The sequence below is a fragment of the Neobacillus sp. DHD-1R genome, from assembly GCF_057747995.1.
The window spans coordinates 5,179,435-5,203,408 of sequence record NZ_CM173232.1; the positions used below are offsets into that span (position 1 = coordinate 5,179,435).

A 23,974-nucleotide genomic window follows, 5' to 3' on the forward strand; every position below is an offset into this window, starting at 1 on the left:
TTGTTTTATCCCCTTTACTGTCCGATAATAGTTGATACATTATTTACTCCATTGTTGTTTAACTTGTTTCTCTGCTAAAAACCTTATGGTCTCATTTGACATTCCTTTATTGGCAATGACATTTGTTTTATATTTTTTTCCATTCAATTCAACAGTCACTTCAACTTGGCACATATTGTTCTCCCTTCTCCCCTTTTTTACCTACTATAAAATATCTTTAATTCGAGACATATCTCTAAAAAAATAGCTAAAAACTATTTATATTTTGTTGTTTACAAGTTACTCTATTGTTGCGTTTTAATTATCAAGTAACTTTATGTAACCATAATAATTCTTTTATCTTTTTCTGTCAACACATTTGTGTCTAATTTGTGACATTTTTTAACGCAGACTGAAAAATAGTTCTATTTTTAGAACAAAAGCGCAAGCGCCCGTTTAGCGAAGTACACTAGTCGCTGGGTGCTGGAGCTGGACGAAACAAGAAAACCTCTCCATTCTTAAAGAAATCGAGAGGTTTTCTTAATATGCAAATTGGTTCTATTTTTTGTATCTTTTATTTAGAAAATGGTAGTCCTAACCGTTTAGACACCAGAATAGGCATGGAATGCCCCATCAACAGGAATGACAACTCCATTTACAAAGCTAGATGCTTCATGACTAACTAAATACAATAAAGTGCCAATTAGCTCTTGTGCATCACCGAAACGATCCATGGGTGTATGGTGAATAATTTGTTCAGAGCGTTCTGTGAATGATCCATCTTTATTTTTTAATAATTTTTCGTTCTGCCCTGTTATGAAGAATCCTGGAGCAATAGCATTTACACGAATACCCACTTTTGACATATGCACAGCAAGCCATTCAGTGAAATTGCTCACGGCAGCTTTTGCCCCGCTATAGGCCGGAATTTTTGTTAAAGGGGTAAAAGCATTCATAGAAGAAATATTAATAATCGTTGCTCCAGGACGATTAATCATATCTGAGGCAAATTCTTGAGAAGGCAACAATGTCCCTAAGAAATTCAGGTTAAAAACAAATTGAACTCCTTCAGGATCCAAATCAAAAAATGTAATTGTGTCATCATGCTGTTCTTTTAAATCTTCTGCAAATAAATATTCTTTTGTTGTTTGACCTTTTGGATGATTACCGCCTGCAGCATTGATTAAGATATCAACCGGACCTAATTTTTCACGAATGACATCATGCGCTGCTTTTAAGCTTTCTTTATTAACGACATCTCCTTTTACACCAAGGGCAATACCGCCATTTCTTTCTACTTCTAATGCCTTTTCCTCAGCAATTTCAAGTCTACGGGCCAAAATAGCCACTTTTGCCCCACAAGCGGCTAGCGCATCTACGAACTGTCCAGCAAGCACACCTGTTCCTCCTGTTACAACTACAACCTTATCCGTTAAATCAATTTGAAACGGTAATTTTACCATGATCATGCCTCCTGTAATGTCTCTTAAAATTCATCTTACTCATATCTTACCCAAAGTTAGAATCTTGAAATCAAATATTATTAATTCGAGATGATTATAGTGTATTTTTTCTTCTACTGTCAATCATGGGAATCCTCCGCTCGCACTTTCATCTTTAACCAGGTAAAAAACTTTTACTTAATGCCCTTGGTATTCTGGATTAGCCATACACATAAACATTATAAATAACTAGATAAAATGGAAAGTTGGTGTCAATCATGGTGAAATATAAAAACAATTGGATCCCAACAAAAACCATTGAAGAAATGTCAAAGACAGAATACGATGTGCTGATTGTGGGAACTGGCCCTGGCGGAGGTGCCACCCTGTATCGATTGTGTGAACTATGGAAAAATCAAGGCGCTAAAAAGATTGGGATTATTGATAAAGGCGATAAATTATTTCACTCTCACGCCCTTAATATTCCCACTCAGAATGTAAATACTGCCCGTGACCAACTCCTTCCAGATAATTCAACAACTTTTGAACAGCGTGTACCTCAATTTTCGGGAGCACGAATGGTATATGCGCTTGGAGGCAGGTCACTATTTTGGAATGCAGCAACCCCAAGACCCATTCAATCTGAACTGAATAAATGGCCGATTCATCACCAAGAATTAGATGTATATTATAGGATGGCAGAGAAGCTATTGCACGTAACAACGTCTTTTGCGAAAGGCTCTTCCATGCAAAATATTCTTTTAAAGCGACTCCATTCACATGGTATTCTGGAAGCCAATGATATGCCAGTGGCTTTTGATATGACAGGCTCTCATCAAGGTGAAGTCCATTCCAATCCCTGGTATAGTTCAATCAACGCATTGGCTGCGGCCCAATTTGATCGACCATATGATCTTGGATTAAACGCCAATGCCTCTCGAATCATTGTAGAGAATAAGAAAGTTGCAGGTGTCGAAGTGATTTCTTTAGACAGGAAAGCTCATACCATTCGAGCTAAAAATGTGGTAGTTTCCGCAAGTACTTTAGAGACTCCTCGAATACTACTGAGTTCTGGAATTGCAGGACCTGCGATTGGGCATTATTTAACAGGGCATGTGTCTATCATTGCAATAGGTACGATTAGTCGACGACAATTCTCTGATAAACTTGGCAATCTATCTATTTTGAAATTTGAAACAAAAGAGGATCCCTATCAAATTCAGATTCTTGGACCTGATCAATTTTTTTCCTACCAGCAATTTGAAGATAAGGCTTATAAAGATAATCTCATGGTTGTCTACGCTGCTTTTGGAAGAGTTGAACCTCGCGCTGAGAATAGAGTTTATGTTGATCCCTCTGCAAAGGATGAATTCGGTGTACCGGTATTCCAAGTTCAGTATTCGTTAAGTAACAAAGACCGGCAAACAGCCAATCAAGTTGCTCAGGGAATTAGACAATCCGCATCTGCCATGGGAGTGACTCTTGATGAATCTACTCTTGTACTTCGACCACCTGGGTCAGACATGCATGAAGCGTCTACCTGCAGAATGGGTGATGATCCAGCGACTTCAGCAACAAATCGTCATGGGCAAATACATGGGGTTCAAGGTTTATTTGTGGCTGATAATAGTGTTCTGCCTACCTTAACCGCCGCTGGACCGACGCTTTCAGGAACTGCTTTGGCGATAAGATTAGCGGACCATATTGTCCGTCAGTCAGGTTAACATTTTAAGAAGCTTAAGAAACTTAGAAGAATTATAAAATGGACACCATTCTTTAATTAGATGGTGTCCTTTCTAATTCCACTCTTAAATAAAGAAAAGGAAATGAGAGTATATAATCTCTAATCATAAATTTATCTTTTGTCACTTAGTAACTTTTAGTAACAAAAATTAACTTTATTTTTTCTCAACTCTTTGTTATTATTAGAATAAAGATAATTCCATAATTAGTTATTTTATATAACCAAATCCATAAAAGGAGGGATATTGATGAGTAATGAAAAAATCGTTTGTAGCGCCAAAGTAGAAAAATGTTACCAAATAATAGGGAAGAAGTGGATGGGTCTTATCATTCATACGTTAATGGTAGAACCAAAAAGGTTTAGTGAGCTTCATGCTTATATACCTGATTTAAGTAAACGGATGTTAAATGAGCGGATTAAAGAACTTGAAGATAGCGGAATTGTACTAAGAAATGTCATTACAGACCGACCCGTTCGAACAGAGTATTCATTAACTAAAAAGGGAACTGAATTAGGAAGATCTCTTAAAGTAGTAGAGACTTGGGCGGAAAAATGGCTATAATAATGAAAACCTTTTCATTTTACAAATGGAGAGGTTTTTTTTGAAATACCAATGTCCTGAAAAGGATCAGTCCAACACTAATCTAATGTAGAGGAGGACTGGTCCTTTTTTCACACCTCTTACTTAGAAGCATCTACTAAATAATTGTATTCTTCCTCAATCAATTGAATATCTAAGCGCTCAAATAATGGTACAACGAATTCGATTGCACCCGGCAGCTGTGGTTGTTCCTTCCATTCTACTGTCGATACCCCTAACATTTTTCGTATTTGCGCTGTGGAAAACGGTAAAAACGGCTGAAGTACTTGGGCTAAATTTGAAATGATATACGTACACGTTGCCAACGTCGCTTCACCTTCAATTGGGTTTTCCCTTACTTGAATCCAAGGCTGCTGTTCATCAAAATAACGGTTTGCTGCACGAATATAGTCAAATATCTCTGTTAGTGCTTGTTTAAAATGCCCCTTTTCGATGAATTCTCCTGTTGACTTGAAGAGATTGATTGTCTTGTTTTGAATCTGCTCATTCACTTTAGCCTGCGGAATTTTACCACCGAACGATTTTTCAATAAACTTTAACGTGCGGTTAACAAAATTCCCATAGGCACCAAGCAACTCACCATTGTGACTATAAATGAATTCCCGCCAGGAGAAATCGGTATCGCGATTTTCCGGTGCATTGATCGTTAAGAAGTAGCGAATGGAATCGGGATCATACTTGCTCAAAATGTACGGAATCCAAACCGCCCAATTTCGGCTCGTGGATAACTTCCTTTTCTCCAATGTCAAATACTCGTTTGAAATGATATGTGTCGGCAGTGCTTTGTTCCCAATCGCCATTAGGATTGCGGGCCAAATCACCGTATGAAACGGAATATTATCTTTTCCGTGGACATAATAAGAGTTTGTCTCTTCATTCCATAACTGATCAATGCTTTCCCCATTTTGTTTGACCCATTCTAAACTCGCCGTTAAATATCCTGCAACCGCTTCGATCCACACATAAATTTTCTTGCCTTCAAACCCTGCGACGGGAACATCTACACCATTCGGTAAGTCACGCGTAACGGCTCTGTCAGGAACACCTTCTTGCAAGTATCTTTTTGATAAAGATACAGCATTTTCCCGCCAACGATTTTCCTCATCTGCATTATTAACGAAGTCTTCTAACTCATGTTGAAATTTACTGAAAGCAAAATAAAAATGCTCTGTTTCCTTAATGACGGGCTCATTACCACATATTTTACATCGTTTTTCAAGTAAATCGAGTGGATCCAGAATGGTTGAGCAATTATCACATTGGTCGCCTCTCGCCTTTGCCCCACAATTAGGACAAATCCCTTCAACAAATCGATCCGGTAAAAACTGTTTGTCATGCTCACAATATGCTTGCTCAATCTTTTTCGTATATAAATAACCATTTTCCAACAGCTGTAAAAATATCTTTTGAACAGATTCATGATGATGTTTGGCATCTGTTCTCGTGTAAAGATCATACGTAAAGCCTAATTTCCTAAAACACTCGGTAAACTCCTCGTGGTAACGGTTGGCGATTGTCTCTGTCGTTGTATGTTCTTGGTTGGCCCGAATTGAGATAGGCGTGCCATTACAATCACTTCCTGAGACGTAAAGAACCTTCTCTCCCTTTTGTCTGTAATATCTGGCTAAAATGTCCCCTGGCAATAATGCCGCAATATGACCTAGATGCAAAGATCCATTGGCATATGGCCATGCTCCTCCGATGACAACTGTCATTTCGAATTCCTCCCAAAAATGAAATAAAAAAACGCCCTAATCATTACGATTAGGACGAGTATACCCGTGTTACCACCTACATTTACAAATAGCTCACACTATTTGTCTCCATCAGTACGTCTTTTGAGAGATACTGCCGCTGTTGTAACGAGTGCCGATCTCGACGCAGCCTACTTGCTGGAAAGCGTTCGGTACGCAGCTCAAAGGTCATTTTCAAAAGGGTTCATTTGCTTCATTTCCACCATCAGAAGCTCTCTATCAAATATTGCCCCATTTACTCTTCCTTCTCAAAGCTTTTCATTTCAAAGAATATATGAATTATTATATTAATTTCTCCAAAAAAAGCAAGTTTTTTCCACCAACCAGTCACTTTTTCAATTCAATAATTTAACCAATCGTTTGTTTAGTTTTTGGAGGTCAGTCATACCAATGCTTCCAGCGTTTTAATCAAACGTTTGTTTAGTTTTTTCGGACAGTTGTTGAAGGGTTATTATGACAAAAAAAGGATCAAGAAATTTGAGGAAGGATCCTTTTTTGTCTGCCTTTATTGATAGCTTCCTAATTTTCTCTTCTGTTGATTTTCAAACCGTCACTTCGAATCCTATAGAAGCGAGCGGAAACGGCGCATGTACGGATGGTTTGGGTTCGAGCCACATAGAGGAATACCTAAAGAGGTATACGACCAAACAAAATCCTTCAAAAAAACAGCAAAATCATTAAAATAAACGCCAGTATTCCTTTACTATTGGAATACTGGCATTTTTTCATTTGAAAGGTCAAAATAATGGCTATAAGGGTTGTTATCTGTAATTAACCCTTTCCAAAACTTGGCGGCTTCTACTATATGCTGCCGAATGATATATTCCGCTTGATCACCTGCATTATTTTCAATCATTTGAATGATTGTTTGATGTTGAGCAATCGCCTGGTCAAAACTATTTTTCATCTCCGAAAGCAGTCTCATCCGATTATAATGTGTACTAATTCGTGTTATGGCTGCCCAGACATTTTCTTTCTTAACCCCTTGGTAAATGAGTTGATGAAATTCTTTATCTAATTTATGGAATTCCCGCTCCATTCCATTATAACCGGCAAGTTCCTTTTGAAATACTATATTTCTCCTCAACTCGATTAAGGCTTCATTGGGAAATGACTCACAAGCCTGTTTTAATACCTCTTTTTCCAATGTAAAACGCATAAAGGAGGCTTCTTTGATTAATTGCGGTTTAATTTTGGAAACATATGTCCCAACCTGTGGAACGATATCAACTAAATACTCTTCATTCAGCTTTGCCATAACCTCTCTTACCGGGGTGCGCGAGAGGTTCAGTGTTTCCGCCAGCTCCGCTTCCCTTAACACTTGTCCCGGCTGCAGTTGCAGCGACATAATTCCATCCTTAATAATTCTATAGGAATATTCCTTATTATTTTCGCCTGGCAGTCTGGGTGTTACAGTTAGCATTTTGATACACTCCTATAATACTTTTCTAGCTGTCCAATGAATATCTCATTTCAACTCTTCTGGAAAAAAGAAGATAGCTAACATTACATTAACTATCTTCTTACAGATTTTATGCTGATTTACCAGCTGATTTGATTAATGCATTTCTTTTTTCAGTTAAGTCCGCAGAAAGTTGAAGTGTCCGTTTTTTGTTTAATGGATAAAGGAAGAGTAAAATTAACCCCACTGCACCAAAACCGATACCCATTACAAGTGTATTTAGCGTAAAAATCCCATGTAGTGTATTTGCCGTTTGTGCTTTCAAGGTTGCATCGTACCCAACTAGGGAAAGGGCAAAACCTCCGAGGCCGCCGGCGACAGCCTGACCCACTTTACGGAAAAATGAATAGATTGAATAAATCGTTCCATCTTCACGAATTCCTGTTAGTAATTCCTGATAATCGATACAGTCTGTAACAAACGCCCAGATTGCCGTCATAAAGAAACTAAGTGCAAAGTAGGCTATAGAGGAAAGCACAATAAATGTTGTTAGATTCATATTAGGCATAAAGTACATGGAAGCATATACGGCACCCGAAATAACCATACTTATTCCGGACATTTCTTTTTTCCCAAACTTTTTAGCTAATGGAGCAATTAACGGTATAACCACAAAGGCAAGAACCGTTTGGCTGGTAGTCATGATACTAAGGGCAGTGGCTTTACCAAAGTAATCTTTAAGCAAATAGGTTTGAACGGTTCCTTGTAACATGGTAGCGACTAATAGAACAAGGGCAGCAAGCAAGAGAACCAATAAAGCTTTATTTTTCAATATACCTTTTAAAGTTTTTCCAAGGTTAGGCTTTTCTTGAGTCTGAGTGTATTCAATTCGTTCAGTTGATAATTTATAACATGCCATATAGCAAGCAAGAGAAAGGACAGCAAAAATGATTGCTCCCAAAAGGAAACGGCTTTCACTTGCCTTGTTATTAACAAAAAAGATGAATGGAGATGCTGCTCCGATAATCAACCAGGCAAAGTTAGCCCCCGCCGTTCTCCATGTAGATAAGGATGTACGGTGATTCGGATCATCCGAAACCACAGATGCCATAGATCCATAAGGAATATTAACGGTGCTGTAGAGTGTTCCCCATAAAATATAAGTGACGAACGCCCATGCCAAATGAAAACCATCAGACATACCAGGAATTTTCACAAACATCAATACACCTGAAATCACAAGAGGGAAGGACATTCTAAAAATCCACGGTCTAAATTTTCCATTTATCCCCGCCTTTCTTGTGTCAATAAAACGGCCCCAACTAACATCGGCCACTGCATCCCATAACCGCGCTACGAAAAAGAGGACGCCGACAATTGCAGGGCTGATATGAAGAATATCGGTATAAAAAACCATCAAATAATAAGTAACGATTGCAAAGAAGAAGTCATTGCCAAAATCGCCAAACATATAACCAAACTTGTCTTTCAAGCCAAATGGTTTCATTAAATTTTCCTCCGTTTTTTTTTAAAATTAATAATGGTGCACCTGTTAAACGCTTACATTTTTAGTAAAATAATTTTCGGTAAAATAGGAATTGAATTATCGCGGTATACTAGTATCCCAAAAATTGTAAAAAACTTTTCCTTCTAATTGATAAAGTAAAAATATTGATAATAAAGGGGCTTATATTTCTAGAAGCCCCTTTAGCTAAAGCTCCTCCTTCCGATCGTTAGTGTTTATATGATTTTTCATCAATCAGAAGCGATTTTAGATGCTATAATCTGGTATCCCAGCGATCGCAAAATACGGTTTCATTATGCTGGCCTTTGAACTCTGATGCACCTATGATCTTTTGAATTGCTGCTTTTACTGCTGTCCTCGTCGGAACATAGGCATTGATGTATGTCTTCATCATCGGAAGATCGAGTAAATGAGTTGTATAGTTTAACGATACGCAAATAGTCGGAACCTCTCTTACAAACCAAGGAATTTCATTTGAATGTCCTGTTGAATATCTTAATCTCACGACATTTTCCTGTGCATAGCCATACATATTAACAAAGACAAAGACTGCATCATATTTTTCTTTAAACTCTTCCACACTTCCACAGTCCATAGCTGTTAAAAAGTTCTCAGGCTTGCTTTCCGTTCTTTCCAAATCATAGAATGACTCATGGACATCCACGATAAAGCCTGCTTGTTCCAGTTCCTCCGCAATCATCGCTTTTGCAGGATCAGGACCGGCATTTTTCGATGTTGGCGGACTGCTGAGATAATACAATTTAACTCTTTTATGGGTGTCTGGCTTAATTGGCAGGTTCTGTTCAGTATCCTTTACTAAAGTAATACTGTTATCTGCTGCCATTTCTGCCATCTTTAGATGCTCTTCACAACCAATGACGCTTAAGCCATCTTCACTTGGGAAGCTCTGCTCGTGCAGCTTTAAGGATGCCTTTAATCCTAAAATTCTTGTAAGCGCATCATGCAATCGCTCTTCCGTTATGACCCCGTTTTGATATCCATCCATCATATAGGCAAAATCCTCAGCTGGCTTATTAAAGTACAAGAAAATATCGCATCCAGCAGCAATCGCACCTGGAACCTGATCTTTTCTTGGCATTGCAGATGTCATTCCGGCCATATGAGAAGCATCGGTGACAATTAACCCGTTAAAATCTAACTGCTCTCGAAGCAGGTCGTTCAATAATTCGGGTGCAAGGGTGGCTGGCATAATTTCTGTATCCTTTATACCTGGTCTTAATTTCCGTGAGTATTCAGGAAGAGTAATGTGACCAATCATAATACTTTGCAGGCCCTCGTCAATTAAAGATTTATAGACTTTTCCAAAACTGTTATCCCATTCTTCACAGCTAAGGTCATTATTCCCCGTGACAAGATGCTGGTCTAATTCTTCGACACCATCGCCGGGAAAATGCTTGGCACAGGCTGCAACATTACTCTCGCGTAACCCTTTGATATAGGCTCTAGAATTTTCGATTACTTTTTCAACGTCATCACCATATGCACGGGTATTGATGATGGTATTTCTCCAATTGAGTAATATATCGACACATGGGCCAAAATCCCAGTTAATGCCGACTGCAGCAGCTTCTCTTCCGGCTACATAGCCAACATTGTATGCCGTTTCTGTATCAGATGTTGCCCCGCAGGCTGCTGATGATGCAATGACAGTGCCTTCCGAACAGACTCCGTTTCCTCCTTGGTCGCCATTAAATGGGATAAGGTATGGGATTTTACTATTTTGTTGAATGATCTTATACTCATCATACGTTTTCTTTGCAGAGTCAACATCAAGTCTGGCTGCACCTACATGGTATTTGTCCAATTCTTTGAGGAACTGTGATAGATTCCCAGATTCGTTATAGTTAATAAATAATTGGCCAATCTTTTCTTCAATCGTCATATTTTCAATGGTATCATTTACCCATTTAATGTCTTTATCAGATAGATAAAATGGCTTTGCTTTGAGATTAACTCGTGTCATAAATCTTTCTCCTCTCTATCTTCGAGTTGTGGAATCCCTTATAATGAATTTTTAGGATGTATACTAGTGTTTTTCTTACAAGTGAATCATAATAAAATAAAAGCGGTTTCACATCCACTATTGAACTTAAATATATAAAATTGAACACTAGGAAAAAATTATTTTAATGTCTTTCACAAAACTGACAAAATGAAGGAGGTTAAAAAAATGGTTGAACTTGTGGAAAAATGTTGGTTAATCAAAAATACCTTTAAAATAGATATCGAGGCATTGGATGACCAATTGAAAACAATTTTGCATATTTCCCATGATTCCGAGCCCCTAATCATTACTGAGGCACGCAAAAGCTTGTACACAAATCTGCAAGCCACACTAGTAAAGGCAAAAAAACATAGCTTTTGTTTTCATACAGACTCTTTTCAGCTCTCCTATATCGGTATCGCTATAAAAGAAGATGAACAGTATAAAGGAATGGTCATTGTCGGGCCGTTTTTACATGAACAAAGCACCGACCATTTTATCTGGAAGGTGTTAAAGGACAATCATCTTGAAAATAGCTGGATAAAACCTTTGGAGAAGTTTTATAAAGAACTGACCCATGTTGGAGAATCTTTGCCATCTTTTGGTGAAGCTTTAGTAAATCTATTAATAAACCCGCATGTGGACTCGCAAATAATCGTAATGAAAAATACTACAAAGAATGACCACAGAGAAATACAGCCCCAAGACCGAGATCAAGAGGGGGCGGATATTAAACGAATGTACGAGGCTGAGAAAAAGTATTTACACTATATTGAAACAGGGGATAAAGAAAGGGCGCTGGCAACAATGGCGGAGTGGTCAGTGGATTTTTTATACAGAGTTCCGGGAAATCCGCTGCGGGCAAAGAAAAATTTGACGTTTTCCAGTAATACAATGTATCGGCAGGCAGCAGCCAGAGGCGGTGTCCCGCCTCAATATTGCCATGCCATTTCGGAGAAATTTGCCTTAAAAGTTGAGGAAGCCGTTACGATGTCGGAATTAGATGCCTTAGAAGTCGCCATGACAGAGGAATACTGCGATGCAGTCAAAAATTTCGCTATTAAAGACCACAGTTCTGTAGTAAAGGAAGCATTAATGTTTATTAATCTTCACTATATTGAACCCATTAATTTACAAACAGTTGCAGATGAAATTGGATTTACCCGTTCGTATTTAGCAAAAAAATTTAAAGAGGAAATGAAAATGAGCGTGATTGATTATATTCATAAAAAACGAATTGATGAAGCAGCCTTCTTCATTGAACAGGGACGGTCATCAATCACGGATATCAGCTATATGGCAGGGTTTAGCAGCTATAACTACTTCTGTAAAGTATTTAAGGATTTAAAAGGAGTAACGGCAACGGAATATAAGAATGGCAAAAGAGCAGATGTATGAAGAAATCATACGTCTGCTCTTTTCTTGTCTATCGCCCTGCTATTCAGCAATTTCAATCCAGCCGTCAAAATAATCGTAAAGTTTTTGGTCATAGGCCGTAAATAAATACCTTCCGACAACATTGCCCATTCCGTATCCATGGTCATCAAAATATCTCCGATGCTCTTCAAAACAGGGTACATCCTGGTAATCAGCAGGAACCTTCAGTAAACAATGGATGAAACTCGAAGAGGCATCCGCCATGTTCCATAATATATTAGGGCTATCACATTCACCTTCCACCACGAAACCAAATTCAAATTTGTTTTTATCCTCTAACTGAAAATGGATGGCAGCACTATAAGGGTCGGATAGATATTTTTGAGTATACTCCTGATCCATAAAATTATTTTTAACCATCATTTGAAAATTTGGTTTACCCACGGCGTATGGTTGTTCAAGCAGCTGCCTGTATTGATCGATCCTTTTCATCCTCGTCTCTATTTTCTTCATCATTTCTTTTAGGGCAAGCATCTGCTCTTCGATTTTCCTGCCTGATTTCTTGATAATATCCTCCATTTCATCTACATTCCTTTGCTGTAGAGATTTTAGATCCTCGATGGAGATATTCATGCTTCTGTAAAAAGCAATATCACTAATTTCCATAATCGTTTTCAATGAAAACCTACGGTAATCATTTGAGCCGTCTCTGTCAAAGTGGATCAAACCTTCGGAATCCCAATAGCGCAAGGTGGACTTAGGAATTTTGAATAGTTCAGAAATTTCCTTAATATGATTGTTATTTTCCTTCATACGAATCTCCATCACTTTTAAATTCTTGATACATTATATCATTTTTCTATTGAGGTTAAAGTAACTTTAAGGTTTATAATGTGCCATAAGGTAAAAAATAGCCCGAAAAAATAAAAATGGAGAGTAGATTAGAAAATGAAAAATGATCAATATATTAATGCGGAAAAGTTGCTCAATAACCAATATGTGATGATTAATATCATTGCCTTTATCTTATTTCTTGCCGATTATATTGCTGTAACTACGGTTCCATTATATGCCCTTGAAATTGGCGGGACGGCATCCACGGCCGGTGCCTTTATGGCTGTCATCAGCCTGACTGCCCTGGTACTTCGACCTTTAATGGGAAATGTCATGGACACGAAAACCAGGAAATTGGTTCTTGTAATAGGAATCATTGCCTTAGCCCTAGCCGCATTTTCTTATGGACTTGCAGCCTCCATATGGGTTCTTCTGATTTTGGCCCTATTTCATGGACTGTCGATCAGTGCAATCACAACAGCTGCCCCAACAGTGGTGGCAGATGTCACACCCGCTTCTAGACTGGCGGAAGGAATCAGTATGTATGGAATCGCTATGAACCTTACCACAGCTGTAGGACCGATTGCCGCTCTTTACCTAATAAACAAGTTCAAATACTCTATAACATTTGAAATAGCCTTCGGAATCGCTCTATTAGGCCTTGCCCTTACTTTTCTCATTAATTATGAAAAAAAGAAGCCGAGACTTACGAGGGAGCCAGCAAAATCAAGGGAAAAATTCAATATTAAAAACTTGATTGAAAAGACAGCGTTGAAACCTGCCTTGTATCAGATATTTATCGCCTTCGGTGCAGCCATCATCTATACATTTATTCCTATGTACGGGCAATCACGCGGAGTTGATAATATTGGCCTATTCTTTATGTTTTATGCGGGAGCTACCGTTATCATTTCTTTATTCACTGGAAAACTTGTCGAAAAATATGGGACTGGAAAGATTTTTATTCCGGGACTGGTCCTGCAGCTTACTGCCTTCGTAATCCTGGCCTTTGCTTATTCTCTGCCTCTTATGATTACGGCAGCCATTCTTCATGGTATCGGTTTTGGCGCCAGCTTTTCGATCATAAATATCATCGGTATGGAGGCCGCATCTCCTGAAAGAAGAGGAGCTGCCAACGCCACCATGTATGCTGCCATGGATATAGGGATTGCAGTAGGATCAATCGTTTTAGGGTTCGTTTCGACAAAGTGGGGATTTACCGTTACCTTCATTATTGCAGCTGTAATGTTGTTTATTGATATGATTGTATTTGGTATTCTGAACAAAGAACAACCAAACTATGATCTGGCGGGAAATGAATCTTCCCCCTCATGCGAAGTGTAAAATAACAAGGAGAACCATAAGGTATATTGAAAATAACGAGTTCAATTTAAGAGTACAAAGACTTCCTAACCAATATGGTTACTTTATGTGCCAAACTATATTAAACAAAAAAAGACCACTCACCGCAATATGGGGAATGGTCCTTTTTCATAACTAAATTTAAATACGTGTATCAACGAAGCCGCAGAATGCATCAACAGGACTAACACCATTAAATTCAGAACGTCCCATTAATTTTTCTACTAATAGTTCTAGTGTTTGCTTCTTACTATCATACGTATTGATGTAAGTTTTTACTTGTGGTACATCTGCCAAATGATATGGATATTGAACAGAAACGAAAATAGTTGGAACCTCATGGATATAGAATGGAATATCTGGTGTTCCTTTACTTGCTGGCCATACGATTCTTTGTACGGTGCCTGGGTTAACATTGGCGATATTGATAATTAGATCATAATTATCGGTTAACTCAGTAATCGGTCTCTTTTGTGCATATACATTGGCAATAGCAGCGAATCTTTCTTCTTCTGGAAGTTTCATAATTTTCTCTTCTGTTGATTCCCAAACAGTCACTTCGAATCCTTGGGCTTCCAGTAATTCTTTCATGATATCGACAGCTTTTTCTTTACTTCCGATCAATGCACCGAATCCGCCTTGTACACCTTTTACATCAACCAATAATACACGTTTGTATTTTTCCGGAGTTACTGGCCAGATTTCTTGTTTGTCTTTTACTAATGTAATGGCTCTATCAGCCACTTCTTTGAACAATGCTTTGTTTTCTGGAAGACCGATTTTTGCCATTGCTTCTTCTTTTGATGGCAAAATTTCAGTTTTTGCTTTTTTATGAAGACCTAATTTAGCTTTCAACCCTAAAGTACGTTCTAAAGCTTCTTGCAGGCGCTCTTCAGTAATGATTCCGTTTTTATAACCATCCATCATGAAGCCGAAATCTTCATCTGGATCATTAAAGAATAAGAATAGGTCACAACCAGCCGCAATGGCTGTAGGCAGTAGTTCACTTCTCTTCATTGCACCTGTTAAACCTAGCATATGGCTGGCATCTGTTACAACAACACCGTTAAATCCTAATTTGCCACGTAATAAGTCTATTGTAATTTCTTTTGAAAGGGTAGCTGGTAAAAGTTCTTCATCTTTCACGTCAGGATTGAAGTGTTTTTGGTATGAAGGCAAATGGATATGTCCTGCCATAATGGATGGTAATCCGGCATCAATTAATCCTTTGTATACTTTTCCATAAGTCTTATCCCATTCTTCAGTAGATAAGCTGTTCACGCTGAACGATAAATGCTGGTCTCTCTCATCGACACCATCACCAGGCCAGTGTTTTGCAGCTGGAGCAATCCCGCTTTCTTGAATACCTTTCATATAGGCAAGACTCAACTCTAGCACTAAATCTGGATTCGATGCGAAAGAACGGCTTGAAATGATCGGATTACGCCAATTGTAGTTAATATCTACGATTGGAGCAAAGCTCCAGTTACAACCAATTGCCGCAGCCTCGACTCCAGAAACACGACCCATTTCATAGGCATATTTAGCATCATTTGTTGCGCCGATTTTAACTTCTACGCCGACTTCTGTTCCATCTGTACAAGCGCCGTTTCCACCTGCTTCCGTATTAGCTGCAATCAGCAACGGAATTTTGCTGTTTTCTTGAAGGATTTTATTTTGTTCGTATACTTCCTCAGCTTTTCCAGGATTATAGCGAACACCTGCAATATGATAATCATTTAAGACACCAGTTAAATACTCTTCTGTACGGCTGGAACCCATATTAATAAATAATTGCCCAATCTTTTCTTCAATGGACATGGAGCCGATTGTATCGTTCACCCATTTAATATCTTCATCGCTTAAGTTGTATGGTTTTGCTTTCAAATCTACTTTTGTCACTGTATGTACAACTCCTTTTCGAAAAAAATTTTAGAGAATTTGTGAGGTTCCACTAATAAGCTGTTCTTAGAAAGGGCTTTCTTTTCCAAAGTAACAAGGGCCTAAAAATGTAAACCCATTCTTATCATATACCAAAAGAAGCAAACTTGTATACTAGCATATCAATAAAATGTTGAACAAATATTTACAATTCTATAAAACAATTATGTTTTAGATTAAACACTTAAGCATTCTTTAACTTATCTAATTTTTTTAATAATCCAACCAAACCTCTAATCGTAAACAAAGTAAAAGATACACTTCCAAAGGTATGGAACGGTGACCATTTTTTCCATTTAAATAATCTGGAATTCTTTTCAAAGTACCATTGGCCGATACTCATAGGAACACTAAATAGCAAACTTTTTATAAGGATTTTGCCAAAATGATCATTATAAGATAGTTTAACCCAGATAACACTTAAGAGCGGGAAAAACAATATGGTATAAATGATGTTGGTCTTAAAAATTTTGGGGAAAGGACGGACTGGATATTCAACTTTTTTAGTACCAACAACATAGGCATCAATCAGAACCGCAATAACGCCTTTCGAGAAAAAAATAACGAGATTTTCTCTCATTTTTGGACCCTTGAATAAAAATGGCAAAAAAACCAAACATAAAGCAGTAAGTAGATTTAGCAGTTTTTTCTCCATAAAAAAACATCCTTCCAAAAAGATTCCATTTGTCACTAATACATTCACCAATTTTAGCAAATATTATTCTTTAACTATTTATTGATTTAAAAAAGCCAATCGCGATTAGCTCTTTCATCTTTTATTGAAGAGATAGGCGAAGGAAATATAAAAAAGCCCTGCAGATTTATGTGGTGAGGAAAATAGTAAAGGGGAAATAGAAAATTTCGCTTTACGAAATATTATACTTAAGGTAACTGGTGCAAGTATTGAGAACAATGAATGGGTCAACCGCTCTTTTTTATTGTGTATTGACATTTGTATATTAATTTATCAAGTTCTTGACTATATTTAATAGTTTCAGGATGTATTAATCCCTTTTTTAGTCCAGATTCAATCATTTTACTTCTAATCATTCTAATTTTTTCATCCATTTCACCATAATTCGAGTATATAAACATAGAACATTCCCCTGAATACTAGTATACATAAATTATGCCTTAGTCTCGCTAAAAATGGAAGTTGTTTGGGCATTTTTTTAAAAAATTAACAAATTTGTTATTAAGTATAAAACTTGGTTGGTTTAGAATCCATCCAATTGGTTAGAGACATCGGGAAAGATACTACCTATAATAAGACTAGTTTAATAAAAAGAAAGGGAGAACTTCAGATGTTAGAGCCATTTATTCATGGATTTATTCTTGCACTAGGACTCATTCTGCCTCTTGGTGTTCAAAATGTTTTTGTTTTTAATCAAGGGGCTATTCAACCACGTTTGATCAGAGCATTACCAGCTGTGATTACAGCCTCTATGTGTGATACCCTTTTGATTTTGGTGTCTGTATTAGGTGTTTCATTACTGGTCTTAGGTTCATTTTGGATTAAAACGGTTCTTTTAGGGGGAGGATTTATCTTTTTAATTTATATGGGATGGACCACATGGACTAGTAAACCAAGTAATGCGAAAGAAGAAGTTGAGAAGAAATTTTCAATAAGGAAACAAGTGTTGTTTGCGGCCTCTGTTTCCTTACTTAATCCACATGCAATAATGGACACGGTAGGTGTAATTGGACCAAGTTCGTTAAGATATCAAGGAGAAGAAAAAGTAATATTTGCTGTTTCATGTATTATGGTTTCGTGGATTTGGTTTTTGGGGCTTGCACAAATAGGGAGAATAACTGGAAAACTCGATAAATCGGGAAGATTCATGTTAGTATTAAATAAAATATCAGCCTTAGTCATGTGGGGAGCAGCAGTTTACCTTGGATTATCTTTATTTAGTACGTTTTGAGGAAAAGCAATGTAATAATTGAACATTGTATTGAAAAATAAAAAAGCTGCTCTTTAATATGGTCCGTCCGCGACCTTATAGAGCTAGCTTTTTTTGTACGGAAAAAAGTCGAGCGAATTTCGACATTCTTTTTTTTCAATTTCCCATGGAAATCAAATGATAGAAGGAGTTTCCTTATTTTTAATCAAACGTTTAATTGAAAGGGTATTATAAATATTCTTGTCGAAGAATGAGGAATTAGCCAATAAGGGCTATTATTCAACATGATTTTCGAATGAAAGGAACAAATTACCTTCTATTTTCGACATCATTTTCTTTTACTTAATGGGGTCATCCCTTTATTCATAAACTTAGCTATAGTTTTAATCAAACGATTGGTTAGTTTATTTTTTACTAACTAATCGTTTGATTAAAAATGCTAATCTCCTTGGTATAATAGGCTTTTTTCACTATAACTATTAAGAAATTTGTTGGAAAATGGATGGTGTTTTAAATTTTAGCTTTGAAGTAAAGTTTGATCAAAAATCCTCACAAGCAACTTATGATAAATAACAAGACTCCATTTTGAAATCAAAATGGAGTTTTGTTCTGCAGATTTAAGTATATTGACCTAGATCCATATAATGAATAGTGGTCACCTTTTTTCAACTCTACCATCTGCATGGCGTGCGAATCTTCCTGACTCACGCTTATTTACAGGATCTGGACGGTCCCACGGCCAGCCTCCAAATTGGGTATTTTGATAATCTTTGAATGCATCGTGAATTTCCTGCTCAGTATTCATGACAAACGGTCCATAGGATACGACCGGTTCTTGTATCGGCTCTCCCTCTAGGAGCAGCATATAACTCTCAGATGATCCATTTGTGATCGTGATTTCTTGGTCACCAGCAAGCTTTACACGATGGTACGTTTCAATCGCTGTTTCGTCTATATTTAGTTTATCTCCCTGATAAAAGTATAAATTTCTTGTCATTGTCGCTGAAACTGACGGCATGGTGAAGACTGCTTCAGGCTCCATATGAATGAGGTAAATCCCCACATGATGATTTTTATCGTTTGCCCAAGAAGCAGAGTTTGGTTCTAAACTAGACTTGCCCTGCATACTTCCGGCAATCAGTCTTACGGTCGTTTTCTGTCCTTTAGCAGCAGCTGATTGTACTTCCGATATATCCTCAGCCCATAACATTTTATATTCCGGATCAACGAATTTATCTTTTGCAGGTAGATTCAGCCATATCTGAAAGAATTCAAGCGGATTGCCTTTGTCTTGATGAACAAGAGGAAACATTTCAGTATGCTGGCAGCCTTTTCCTGCTGTCATCCATTGAACATCCCCATTTCCAAATCGTCCTGTGGACCCGTATGAATCAAAATGATCAATTAAACCTTCAAGAACGACGGTTACCGTTTCAAAACCTCTGTGGGGATGTACAGGAAATCCCGGAACCGTGGTGCCATGATACATTCTAAAACCATCACGCAACGTAAAATCCTCGCCAAGATTTCTGCCTGCCAATGAAACGTTAGGACCCTGCTCGTCATTTCCTGAAGGATACGCATCTTTATGATGGACTGTCATAAGAAACGGATCTTCTGTTTCCCATGGAAATCCTAATTTTTGTATTTTCATGATTTTGCTATTCACTTCTATCTCTCTCCTTTAAAAGCCACCCTGTTGTGGACTAATTTTGATCTTTAAATCTGAAGTAACGGGATAATCAAACAATTTGTTTTCCACTTTTCTTCATAAAAAGCTGTTTGGTTGATATTTCACCTTTTATTCTTTAATAAATTCCTTAGTGCTTCTCACTGTATCAATGGGGCGAACTAATTTTTCGATTTGTTCACGTTTTGGTTCTAAGAATGGAGGTAAAGATAATTTTTCCCCAAGCGTTTCGTAAGGTTCATCCCCCATAAAGCCAGGACCATCCGTAGCAAACTCAAATAAGATTTGTGGTGCCACTCTTGCGTATAAAGACTCAAAAAAGTGACGGTTTACATAACCGGATGTATGGAATCCAAAACTACTCATTCGTTCAATCCATTCATCTAATACTGAGCGATCTTCTACTCGGAATGCCGCATGGTGTACCGTTCCAAAACCTTGCCTTGCTTCAGGAAGAATCGCATTATATTCGACAATGACTGAAGCACCATTACCGCCTTCCCCCACTTCAAATAAATGGAATGCTCCTTCTTTAGCTGTCTCTTTAAATAATAGGACTTTTTCCATCATTTCTTTAAAGTAATCAAAGTTCGCAATACGAACAAAGACAGGACCTAAACCAGTAATGGCATATTCCAGTGGTATAGGACCCTTTTGCCAAGGGGTACCAGATTCCACGCCTTTATTGAATTCATCTGAAATTAGTTGATATTGTTGATCATCAAAATCAACGAAAGAGAGAGTTTTCTTGCCAAATTGCTCTTTAATTCCAGTGTGCTTGACTTCTAAACGATCAAAACGTTTTACCCAATACTCTAATGCTGCATCACTTGGTACACGGAACGAGGTCTTTGAAATCTCGTTAGTACCATGTACACCTTTCGGAATGCCTGGGAAGTCAAAGAACGTCATGTCTGTGCCTGCACTCCCTTTATCATCAGCAAAGAATAAATGATAGGTTTGAATATCATCTTGATTGACTGTTTTTTTTACTAAACGCATCCCTAAAACATAGGTGAAAAATTCATAGTTCTTTTCTGCACTACTTGTAATAGCTGTTACGTGATGCATTCCTTTTAGTTGGTTCATTTTATTTTCCTCCTAGAAATTCAAATTTAGTGGTAAGTTTGTTTGATGAATGTGATCCTATTCGTTTGTTTATTAATTAATATTCCTCAATGGGGTTTAGATTTTCTTCAATTTCAGCTCTACGGTCTTCTAAAAATGAAGGTAAAACTAATTTTTCACCCAGTGTTTGGATATCATCTCCATCGACGGTAAAACCTGGTCCATCGGTTGCTATTTCAAATAGAAGCCCGTTTGATTCACGGAAATATAGGCTTTTAAAGTAGAAGCGATCCACTATGCCAGATGAATGGAAGCCACGTGCTCGGACTTTCTCTTCCCAAAAGATAAGCTCTTCTTCGTTTTTTACACGAATGGCTAAATGATGAATACTGCCACGGCCTGGTTTTTCAGTCGGTCCGTCTAAATATTTCACGACGATTTCTCCAAAAACCTCTCCTTTGATTGATTGAAAAATCGCTTCGTCCTCTGTACGGCTTATCTCTGTATAGCCAAACATGTCTGTAAGTGTGCTTGCCAGTTTATCAAGTCTTCGTACTGTCATTTCCACAGAGCCCATTCCTTGAATTTGATGATCGGCAGGTACCTCGGATTTTCCCCAAGTTTGCCAGTACTCTACTTTCGCAACGTTTGAAACAAGAAGTACCATACGTAAACCTTCAGGATCCTCAAAGTGTAAAGCTGGATGATTAGCATACGTTGTAATGTCACTATGTTCTACCCCGAGTTCCTCAAAACGTGCTTTCCAATAGAATAAACTTGCTTCTGTTGGTACAAGTAAACCAATTTTTGTGATGGCATTTGTACCACGATAAGTTTTTCCTACTAGTGGAATTTCAAAAAATGATAGTTCAGTACCTGGGCTGCCTGTTTTATCTCCGTAAAATAAGTGATACATCGATGGATCATCTTGGTTCACCGTTACTTTCACACGACGTAAACCAAGCACGTGACGGTAAAAGTGATTATTTTGACTTGCGTTTTTTGTAATCATTGAAATGTGATGATGTCCTGGAATTTTATACATAGATCATTCCTCCATTTTCAATTAACTAGTCAAGTGAAAATTAAAAAATAAATAGCATTGCATTTACCATAAATAAAAGGATTCTTAACTTTCTAATTTATCTTCAGTATGTTTTTGTAGCTTAGTCATCAACTTGTATAGTGTTTTTTGCTCATCCTCTGTTAAGCACTCATTGAGAACGGACGTTTGGAAGGTAAGTTGGTGTTCAAAAACTTCATGCATTTTATCTTCCCCTTTTGAAGTAAGGGCAATCCATTTAGTTTTCCAGTCCTGCTTCCGCTGTATATATCCCTCTTGCTCAAGTCGAGTGAGCATACGTGAAATTCCACCCTCCGACACGGTAACTTTAACAGCAAGTTGACTTTGCATGATAGGCTGATAAGTAGAAACCTGATTTAATACATCAAACTGTGCAGCTGTGATACCAAACTGTTTTAAGAATTCATTCGATAATAAATTACTTTGATGTGTAAAACGAGCAATACGCAACCAGATTAGTGAACCAAGTGTATTTTTTCTCAATTGACTCATTTCCTTTCGTTACTATCACTTTACACCTCAAGTGAAAAAAATGCAATAAAAATATCTCGAATTAAAAATATTTTATCGCCTCTCTAAATTTCAAGCTGAACTATTCTTCTCCTTTAATACGAGAAGAAATCTCGACAGCCTTTATTTATCTCAACAAAATTCTCACTACAATATTCCTTTCGTTTTTCTTTTCACAAAACGTTCACACATTTATAGTAATTTACGTGATAAAATATAACCAAGGACAACTTGTGAATAGTTTCACAATAATATGCAAATAATATAAAAGAAAAAAAGGGGAGCCATTCCCTCTGAGTAAGGAAATGGCTCCTGATTTTCGCTGCTTCTTCATATAAATCAAAGATGGTTACAAAGTCTCCATTTTCAATAAGACCTTGTACAATGGCATATCCAATCCCTTGTTTTAGCTATTAATAAATAATAAGGGCTGCGATTATAACTGCGATTAATGCAAGTAAATTAGCAACAGTCATTCCGACAAATGAATACTTAAAGCCGTTTTTGTGATTAAGTCCTGTTAAGGCAAACAATGTTATAATGGTACCAGTATGCGGCATGATGGTAAGTACAGATGATGCAATAGCTGATACCCTATGGATGACGTCAGGATTAATCCCCATATCCAAATAACTTTGGCCAAAAGCTTGCATAACAATTCCTAATGAGCCTGATGCTGATCCTGTTATGACACTAAAAGCAGCCGAAGCAATCGATAAACTGATAAGTGGATTACCTGGAATACCTAAAATGAAGTCAGAAATATATTTAAATCCAGGTGCAAGCGTGATAACAACACCAAAAGCTACAGTTGATGAAAGTATGAAGACTGGCATGACTGAGCCGCTTGCTCCTTCGTTAATTACTGCTTTTTGACTTGGAATATATTTGTTAAAGATGATGGCTGAAACAATGATAGCAATGGCTAAGCCAATGATAAGAACATTACCTACTTTTAAAGCACTGCCCACTAAGAACATTAACGAAATCCTAAGTGAAGGTGAACAAAAAGCATTATCAATAGCCTTCTTCCTTGCGGAAATTTCTTCTATACCATCAAATGGAGGAATCATACTTGATGATCCCGTCTCCTCTCTAGACCACAGCAGGAGAGAGTATGTAGCTCACCGATTGGTACAGGAAGCTAAAAAACGGCAAGTTATTATTTTTACACACGACATCGTGTTTCTACACACCTTACAAAAACATGTTAATTTACAAAACGTAAAGTCATCCTATTGTTCTGTAAGGAGAAATGGTAACAGAGCAGGGATCGCAAAAACGGAAATGCCATGGATAACCCTAGCAACCAGTAAAAGAATCAAATACTTAAGAAATGAACTGCCAAAGCTAAAAAAGATAGAAAGCCAATTAGATCCTGATTTATTTATCCCTAACGTTAAAACATGGTATATGCTGCTGAGGGAATCGTGGGAACGTGCCGTAGAAGAACTGTTGTTAAACGGTGTCGTTAACGGTTTAATCCAAGTGTTCAAACACAAAAACTTAGTAAAATTAAATTTTCGGATGAGATTGTCCAACTCGTAACAGAGGGTATGACAAAAACATCCACTGTACATGATGAGTCTTACGCTATTGGTCGAATGATACTAAGCAATGATGAAATGATTGAAGACCTTAACATGTTGGAGCGGTTTTGCAAATTCTTTAAATAAGGGCTTTGTTCAATGATGATATTAATGTTTGGACATATTAAAAGGACCAGTTTTGGTCCTTTTCTACTTTTTATAT

General features: G+C 37.5%; 21 protein-coding genes and 1 other annotated feature. Of the genes, 6 read left to right on the forward strand and 15 right to left on the reverse strand.

Going from position 1 to position 23,974, the window contains the following annotated elements; translation table 11 throughout:
* Nucleotides 1-39: 39 nt before the first annotated feature.
* Entirely contained in the window at nucleotides 40-174 is a 135-nt protein-coding gene (locus AC3ANL_RS25460) for a BA3454 family stress response protein (RefSeq protein WP_488327070.1), read from the reverse strand.
* Between the two features lie 407 nt (nucleotides 175-581).
* On the reverse strand, nucleotides 582-1,442 hold the full coding sequence (locus tag AC3ANL_RS25465; protein ID WP_488327071.1) for an SDR family oxidoreductase: 861 nt from the start codon (nucleotides 1,440-1,442) through the stop codon (nucleotides 582-584).
* 257 nt (nucleotides 1,443-1,699) lie between these two features.
* Between AC3ANL_RS25465 and AC3ANL_RS25470 the strand changes: the two genes are divergently transcribed.
* Together AC3ANL_RS25470 and AC3ANL_RS25475 are read left to right on the forward strand one after the other, a co-directional pair.
* The gene (locus tag AC3ANL_RS25470; RefSeq protein WP_488327072.1) at nucleotides 1,700-3,145 is read left to right on the forward strand and encodes a GMC oxidoreductase; all 1,446 of its coding nucleotides are present in this window, start codon (nucleotides 1,700-1,702) and stop codon (nucleotides 3,143-3,145) included.
* A gap of 267 nt (nucleotides 3,146-3,412) precedes the next feature.
* Entirely contained in the window at nucleotides 3,413-3,727 is a 315-nt protein-coding gene (locus tag AC3ANL_RS25475; protein WP_488327073.1) for a winged helix-turn-helix transcriptional regulator, read from the forward strand.
* A gap of 119 nt (nucleotides 3,728-3,846) precedes the next feature.
* Here the strand turns inward: AC3ANL_RS25475 and metG are convergent, their stop codons facing one another.
* The 4 genes from metG to AC3ANL_RS25495 all read right to left on the reverse strand — a co-directional run bounded on the left by metG (nucleotide 3,847) and on the right by AC3ANL_RS25495 (nucleotide 10,431).
* The gene (gene metG, locus AC3ANL_RS25480; RefSeq protein ID WP_488327074.1) at nucleotides 3,847-5,481 is read right to left on the reverse strand and encodes a methionine--tRNA ligase; all 1,635 of its coding nucleotides are present in this window, start codon (nucleotides 5,479-5,481) and stop codon (nucleotides 3,847-3,849) included.
* Nucleotides 5,482-5,528: 47 nt separating this feature from the next.
* Nucleotides 5,529-5,781 (reverse strand) — a binding site (T-box leader).
* A gap of 442 nt (nucleotides 5,782-6,223) precedes the next feature.
* Entirely contained in the window at nucleotides 6,224-6,943 is a 720-nt protein-coding gene (locus tag AC3ANL_RS25485; protein WP_488327075.1) for a GntR family transcriptional regulator, read from the reverse strand.
* Nucleotides 6,944-7,052: 109 nt separating this feature from the next.
* Nucleotides 7,053-8,429 carry an MFS transporter gene (locus tag AC3ANL_RS25490; RefSeq protein WP_488327076.1) on the reverse strand — a complete coding sequence of 459 codons (1,377 nt, stop codon included), beginning with the start codon at nucleotides 8,427-8,429 and terminating at the stop codon, nucleotides 7,053-7,055.
* A 271-nt stretch (nucleotides 8,430-8,700) separates the two neighbouring features.
* Nucleotides 8,701-10,431 (reverse strand): glycoside hydrolase family 3 protein, encoded by a 1,731-nt coding sequence (locus tag AC3ANL_RS25495; RefSeq protein ID WP_488327077.1) that lies wholly within the window; start codon nucleotides 10,429-10,431, stop codon nucleotides 8,701-8,703.
* Nucleotides 10,432-10,638: 207 nt separating this feature from the next.
* Here AC3ANL_RS25495 and AC3ANL_RS25500 point away from each other — a divergent pair, with 207 nt between their 5' ends.
* On the forward strand, nucleotides 10,639-11,850 hold the full coding sequence (locus AC3ANL_RS25500; RefSeq protein WP_488327078.1) for a helix-turn-helix transcriptional regulator: 1,212 nt from the start codon (nucleotides 10,639-10,641) through the stop codon (nucleotides 11,848-11,850).
* Between the two features lie 39 nt (nucleotides 11,851-11,889).
* On the opposite strand, the gene AC3ANL_RS25505 is transcribed toward AC3ANL_RS25500, so the two are convergent.
* Complete coding sequence (locus AC3ANL_RS25505; protein ID WP_488327079.1) at nucleotides 11,890-12,642, reverse strand: MerR family transcriptional regulator; 753 nt, start codon at nucleotides 12,640-12,642, stop codon at nucleotides 11,890-11,892.
* Between the two features lie 135 nt (nucleotides 12,643-12,777).
* Here AC3ANL_RS25505 and AC3ANL_RS25510 point away from each other — a divergent pair, with 135 nt between their 5' ends.
* Entirely contained in the window at nucleotides 12,778-14,007 is a 1,230-nt protein-coding gene (locus AC3ANL_RS25510; protein ID WP_488327080.1) for an MFS transporter, read from the forward strand.
* Nucleotides 14,008-14,166: 159 nt separating this feature from the next.
* Here AC3ANL_RS25510 and AC3ANL_RS25515 read toward each other — a convergent pair whose 3' ends face one another.
* The 3 genes from AC3ANL_RS25515 to AC3ANL_RS25525 form a co-directional block, all read right to left on the reverse strand.
* Nucleotides 14,167-15,927, reverse strand: coding sequence for a glycoside hydrolase family 3 protein (locus AC3ANL_RS25515; protein WP_488327081.1), 1,761 nt, complete (start codon nucleotides 15,925-15,927; stop codon nucleotides 14,167-14,169).
* A 223-nt stretch (nucleotides 15,928-16,150) separates the two neighbouring features.
* A complete protein-coding gene (locus AC3ANL_RS25520; protein WP_488327082.1) occupies nucleotides 16,151-16,621 on the reverse strand; it encodes a CBO0543 family protein in 471 nt (156 codons plus the stop codon).
* Nucleotides 16,622-16,887: 266 nt separating this feature from the next.
* Nucleotides 16,888-17,061: an aspartyl-phosphate phosphatase Spo0E family protein gene (locus AC3ANL_RS25525; protein WP_488327083.1), complete on the reverse strand. Its 174-nt coding sequence runs from the start codon at nucleotides 17,059-17,061 to the stop codon at nucleotides 16,888-16,890.
* Nucleotides 17,062-17,270: 209 nt separating this feature from the next.
* Here AC3ANL_RS25525 and AC3ANL_RS25530 point away from each other — a divergent pair, with 209 nt between their 5' ends.
* Nucleotides 17,271-17,891: a LysE/ArgO family amino acid transporter gene (locus AC3ANL_RS25530; protein WP_488327084.1), complete on the forward strand. Its 621-nt coding sequence runs from the start codon at nucleotides 17,271-17,273 to the stop codon at nucleotides 17,889-17,891.
* A gap of 634 nt (nucleotides 17,892-18,525) precedes the next feature.
* On the opposite strand, the gene AC3ANL_RS25535 is transcribed toward AC3ANL_RS25530, so the two are convergent.
* The 5 genes from AC3ANL_RS25535 to AC3ANL_RS25555 form a co-directional block, all read right to left on the reverse strand.
* Nucleotides 18,526-19,539: a pirin family protein gene (locus AC3ANL_RS25535; RefSeq protein WP_488327085.1), complete on the reverse strand. Its 1,014-nt coding sequence runs from the start codon at nucleotides 19,537-19,539 to the stop codon at nucleotides 18,526-18,528.
* A gap of 132 nt (nucleotides 19,540-19,671) precedes the next feature.
* Nucleotides 19,672-20,649, reverse strand: a complete 978-nt coding sequence (locus AC3ANL_RS25540; protein ID WP_488327086.1) for a ring-cleaving dioxygenase — start codon at nucleotides 20,647-20,649, stop codon at nucleotides 19,672-19,674.
* A gap of 76 nt (nucleotides 20,650-20,725) precedes the next feature.
* Nucleotides 20,726-21,673 (reverse strand): ring-cleaving dioxygenase, encoded by a 948-nt coding sequence (locus AC3ANL_RS25545; RefSeq protein WP_488327087.1) that lies wholly within the window; start codon nucleotides 21,671-21,673, stop codon nucleotides 20,726-20,728.
* Nucleotides 21,674-21,757: 84 nt separating this feature from the next.
* A complete protein-coding gene (locus tag AC3ANL_RS25550; RefSeq protein ID WP_488327088.1) occupies nucleotides 21,758-22,195 on the reverse strand; it encodes a MarR family winged helix-turn-helix transcriptional regulator in 438 nt (145 codons plus the stop codon).
* Nucleotides 22,196-22,635: 440 nt separating this feature from the next.
* On the reverse strand, nucleotides 22,636-23,295 hold the full coding sequence (locus AC3ANL_RS25555) for a hypothetical protein (RefSeq protein WP_488329853.1): 660 nt from the start codon (nucleotides 23,293-23,295) through the stop codon (nucleotides 22,636-22,638).
* Here AC3ANL_RS25555 and AC3ANL_RS25560 point away from each other — a divergent pair.
* Nucleotides 23,243-23,770: an AAA family ATPase gene (locus tag AC3ANL_RS25560; RefSeq protein ID WP_488329837.1), complete on the forward strand. Its 528-nt coding sequence runs from the start codon at nucleotides 23,243-23,245 to the stop codon at nucleotides 23,768-23,770. The genes AC3ANL_RS25555 and AC3ANL_RS25560 overlap by 53 nt on opposite strands.
* The last annotated feature ends 204 nt before the right edge of the window (nucleotides 23,771-23,974 follow it).

Coding starts and splice junctions, on each gene's coding strand:
- AC3ANL_RS25460 (WP_488327070.1), bottom strand. CDS start 174: ATGTGCCAAGTTGAAGTGACTGTTGAATTGAATGGAAAAAAATATAAA.
- AC3ANL_RS25465 (WP_488327071.1), bottom strand. CDS start 1,442: ATGGTAAAATTACCGTTTCAAATTGATTTAACGGATAAGGTTGTAGTT.
- AC3ANL_RS25470 (WP_488327072.1), top strand. CDS start 1,700: ATGGTGAAATATAAAAACAATTGGATCCCAACAAAAACCATTGAAGAA.
- AC3ANL_RS25475 (WP_488327073.1), top strand. CDS start 3,413: ATGAGTAATGAAAAAATCGTTTGTAGCGCCAAAGTAGAAAAATGTTAC.
- metG (WP_488327074.1), bottom strand. CDS start 5,481: ATGACAGTTGTCATCGGAGGAGCATGGCCATATGCCAATGGATCTTTG.
- AC3ANL_RS25485 (WP_488327075.1), bottom strand. CDS start 6,943: ATGCTAACTGTAACACCCAGACTGCCAGGCGAAAATAATAAGGAATAT.
- AC3ANL_RS25490 (WP_488327076.1), bottom strand. CDS start 8,429: ATGAAACCATTTGGCTTGAAAGACAAGTTTGGTTATATGTTTGGCGAT.
- AC3ANL_RS25495 (WP_488327077.1), bottom strand. CDS start 10,431: ATGACACGAGTTAATCTCAAAGCAAAGCCATTTTATCTATCTGATAAA.
- AC3ANL_RS25500 (WP_488327078.1), top strand. CDS start 10,639: ATGGTTGAACTTGTGGAAAAATGTTGGTTAATCAAAAATACCTTTAAA.
- AC3ANL_RS25505 (WP_488327079.1), bottom strand. CDS start 12,642: ATGAAGGAAAATAACAATCATATTAAGGAAATTTCTGAACTATTCAAA.
- AC3ANL_RS25510 (WP_488327080.1), top strand. CDS start 12,778: ATGAAAAATGATCAATATATTAATGCGGAAAAGTTGCTCAATAACCAA.
- AC3ANL_RS25520 (WP_488327082.1), bottom strand. CDS start 16,621: ATGGAGAAAAAACTGCTAAATCTACTTACTGCTTTATGTTTGGTTTTT.
- AC3ANL_RS25525 (WP_488327083.1), bottom strand. CDS start 17,061: ATGTTTATATACTCGAATTATGGTGAAATGGATGAAAAAATTAGAATG.
- AC3ANL_RS25530 (WP_488327084.1), top strand. CDS start 17,271: ATGTTAGAGCCATTTATTCATGGATTTATTCTTGCACTAGGACTCATT.
- AC3ANL_RS25540 (WP_488327086.1), bottom strand. CDS start 20,649: ATGAACCAACTAAAAGGAATGCATCACGTAACAGCTATTACAAGTAGT.
- AC3ANL_RS25545 (WP_488327087.1), bottom strand. CDS start 21,673: ATGTATAAAATTCCAGGACATCATCACATTTCAATGATTACAAAAAAC.
- AC3ANL_RS25555 (WP_488329853.1), bottom strand. CDS start 23,295: ATGATTCCTCCATTTGATGGTATAGAAGAAATTTCCGCAAGGAAGAAG.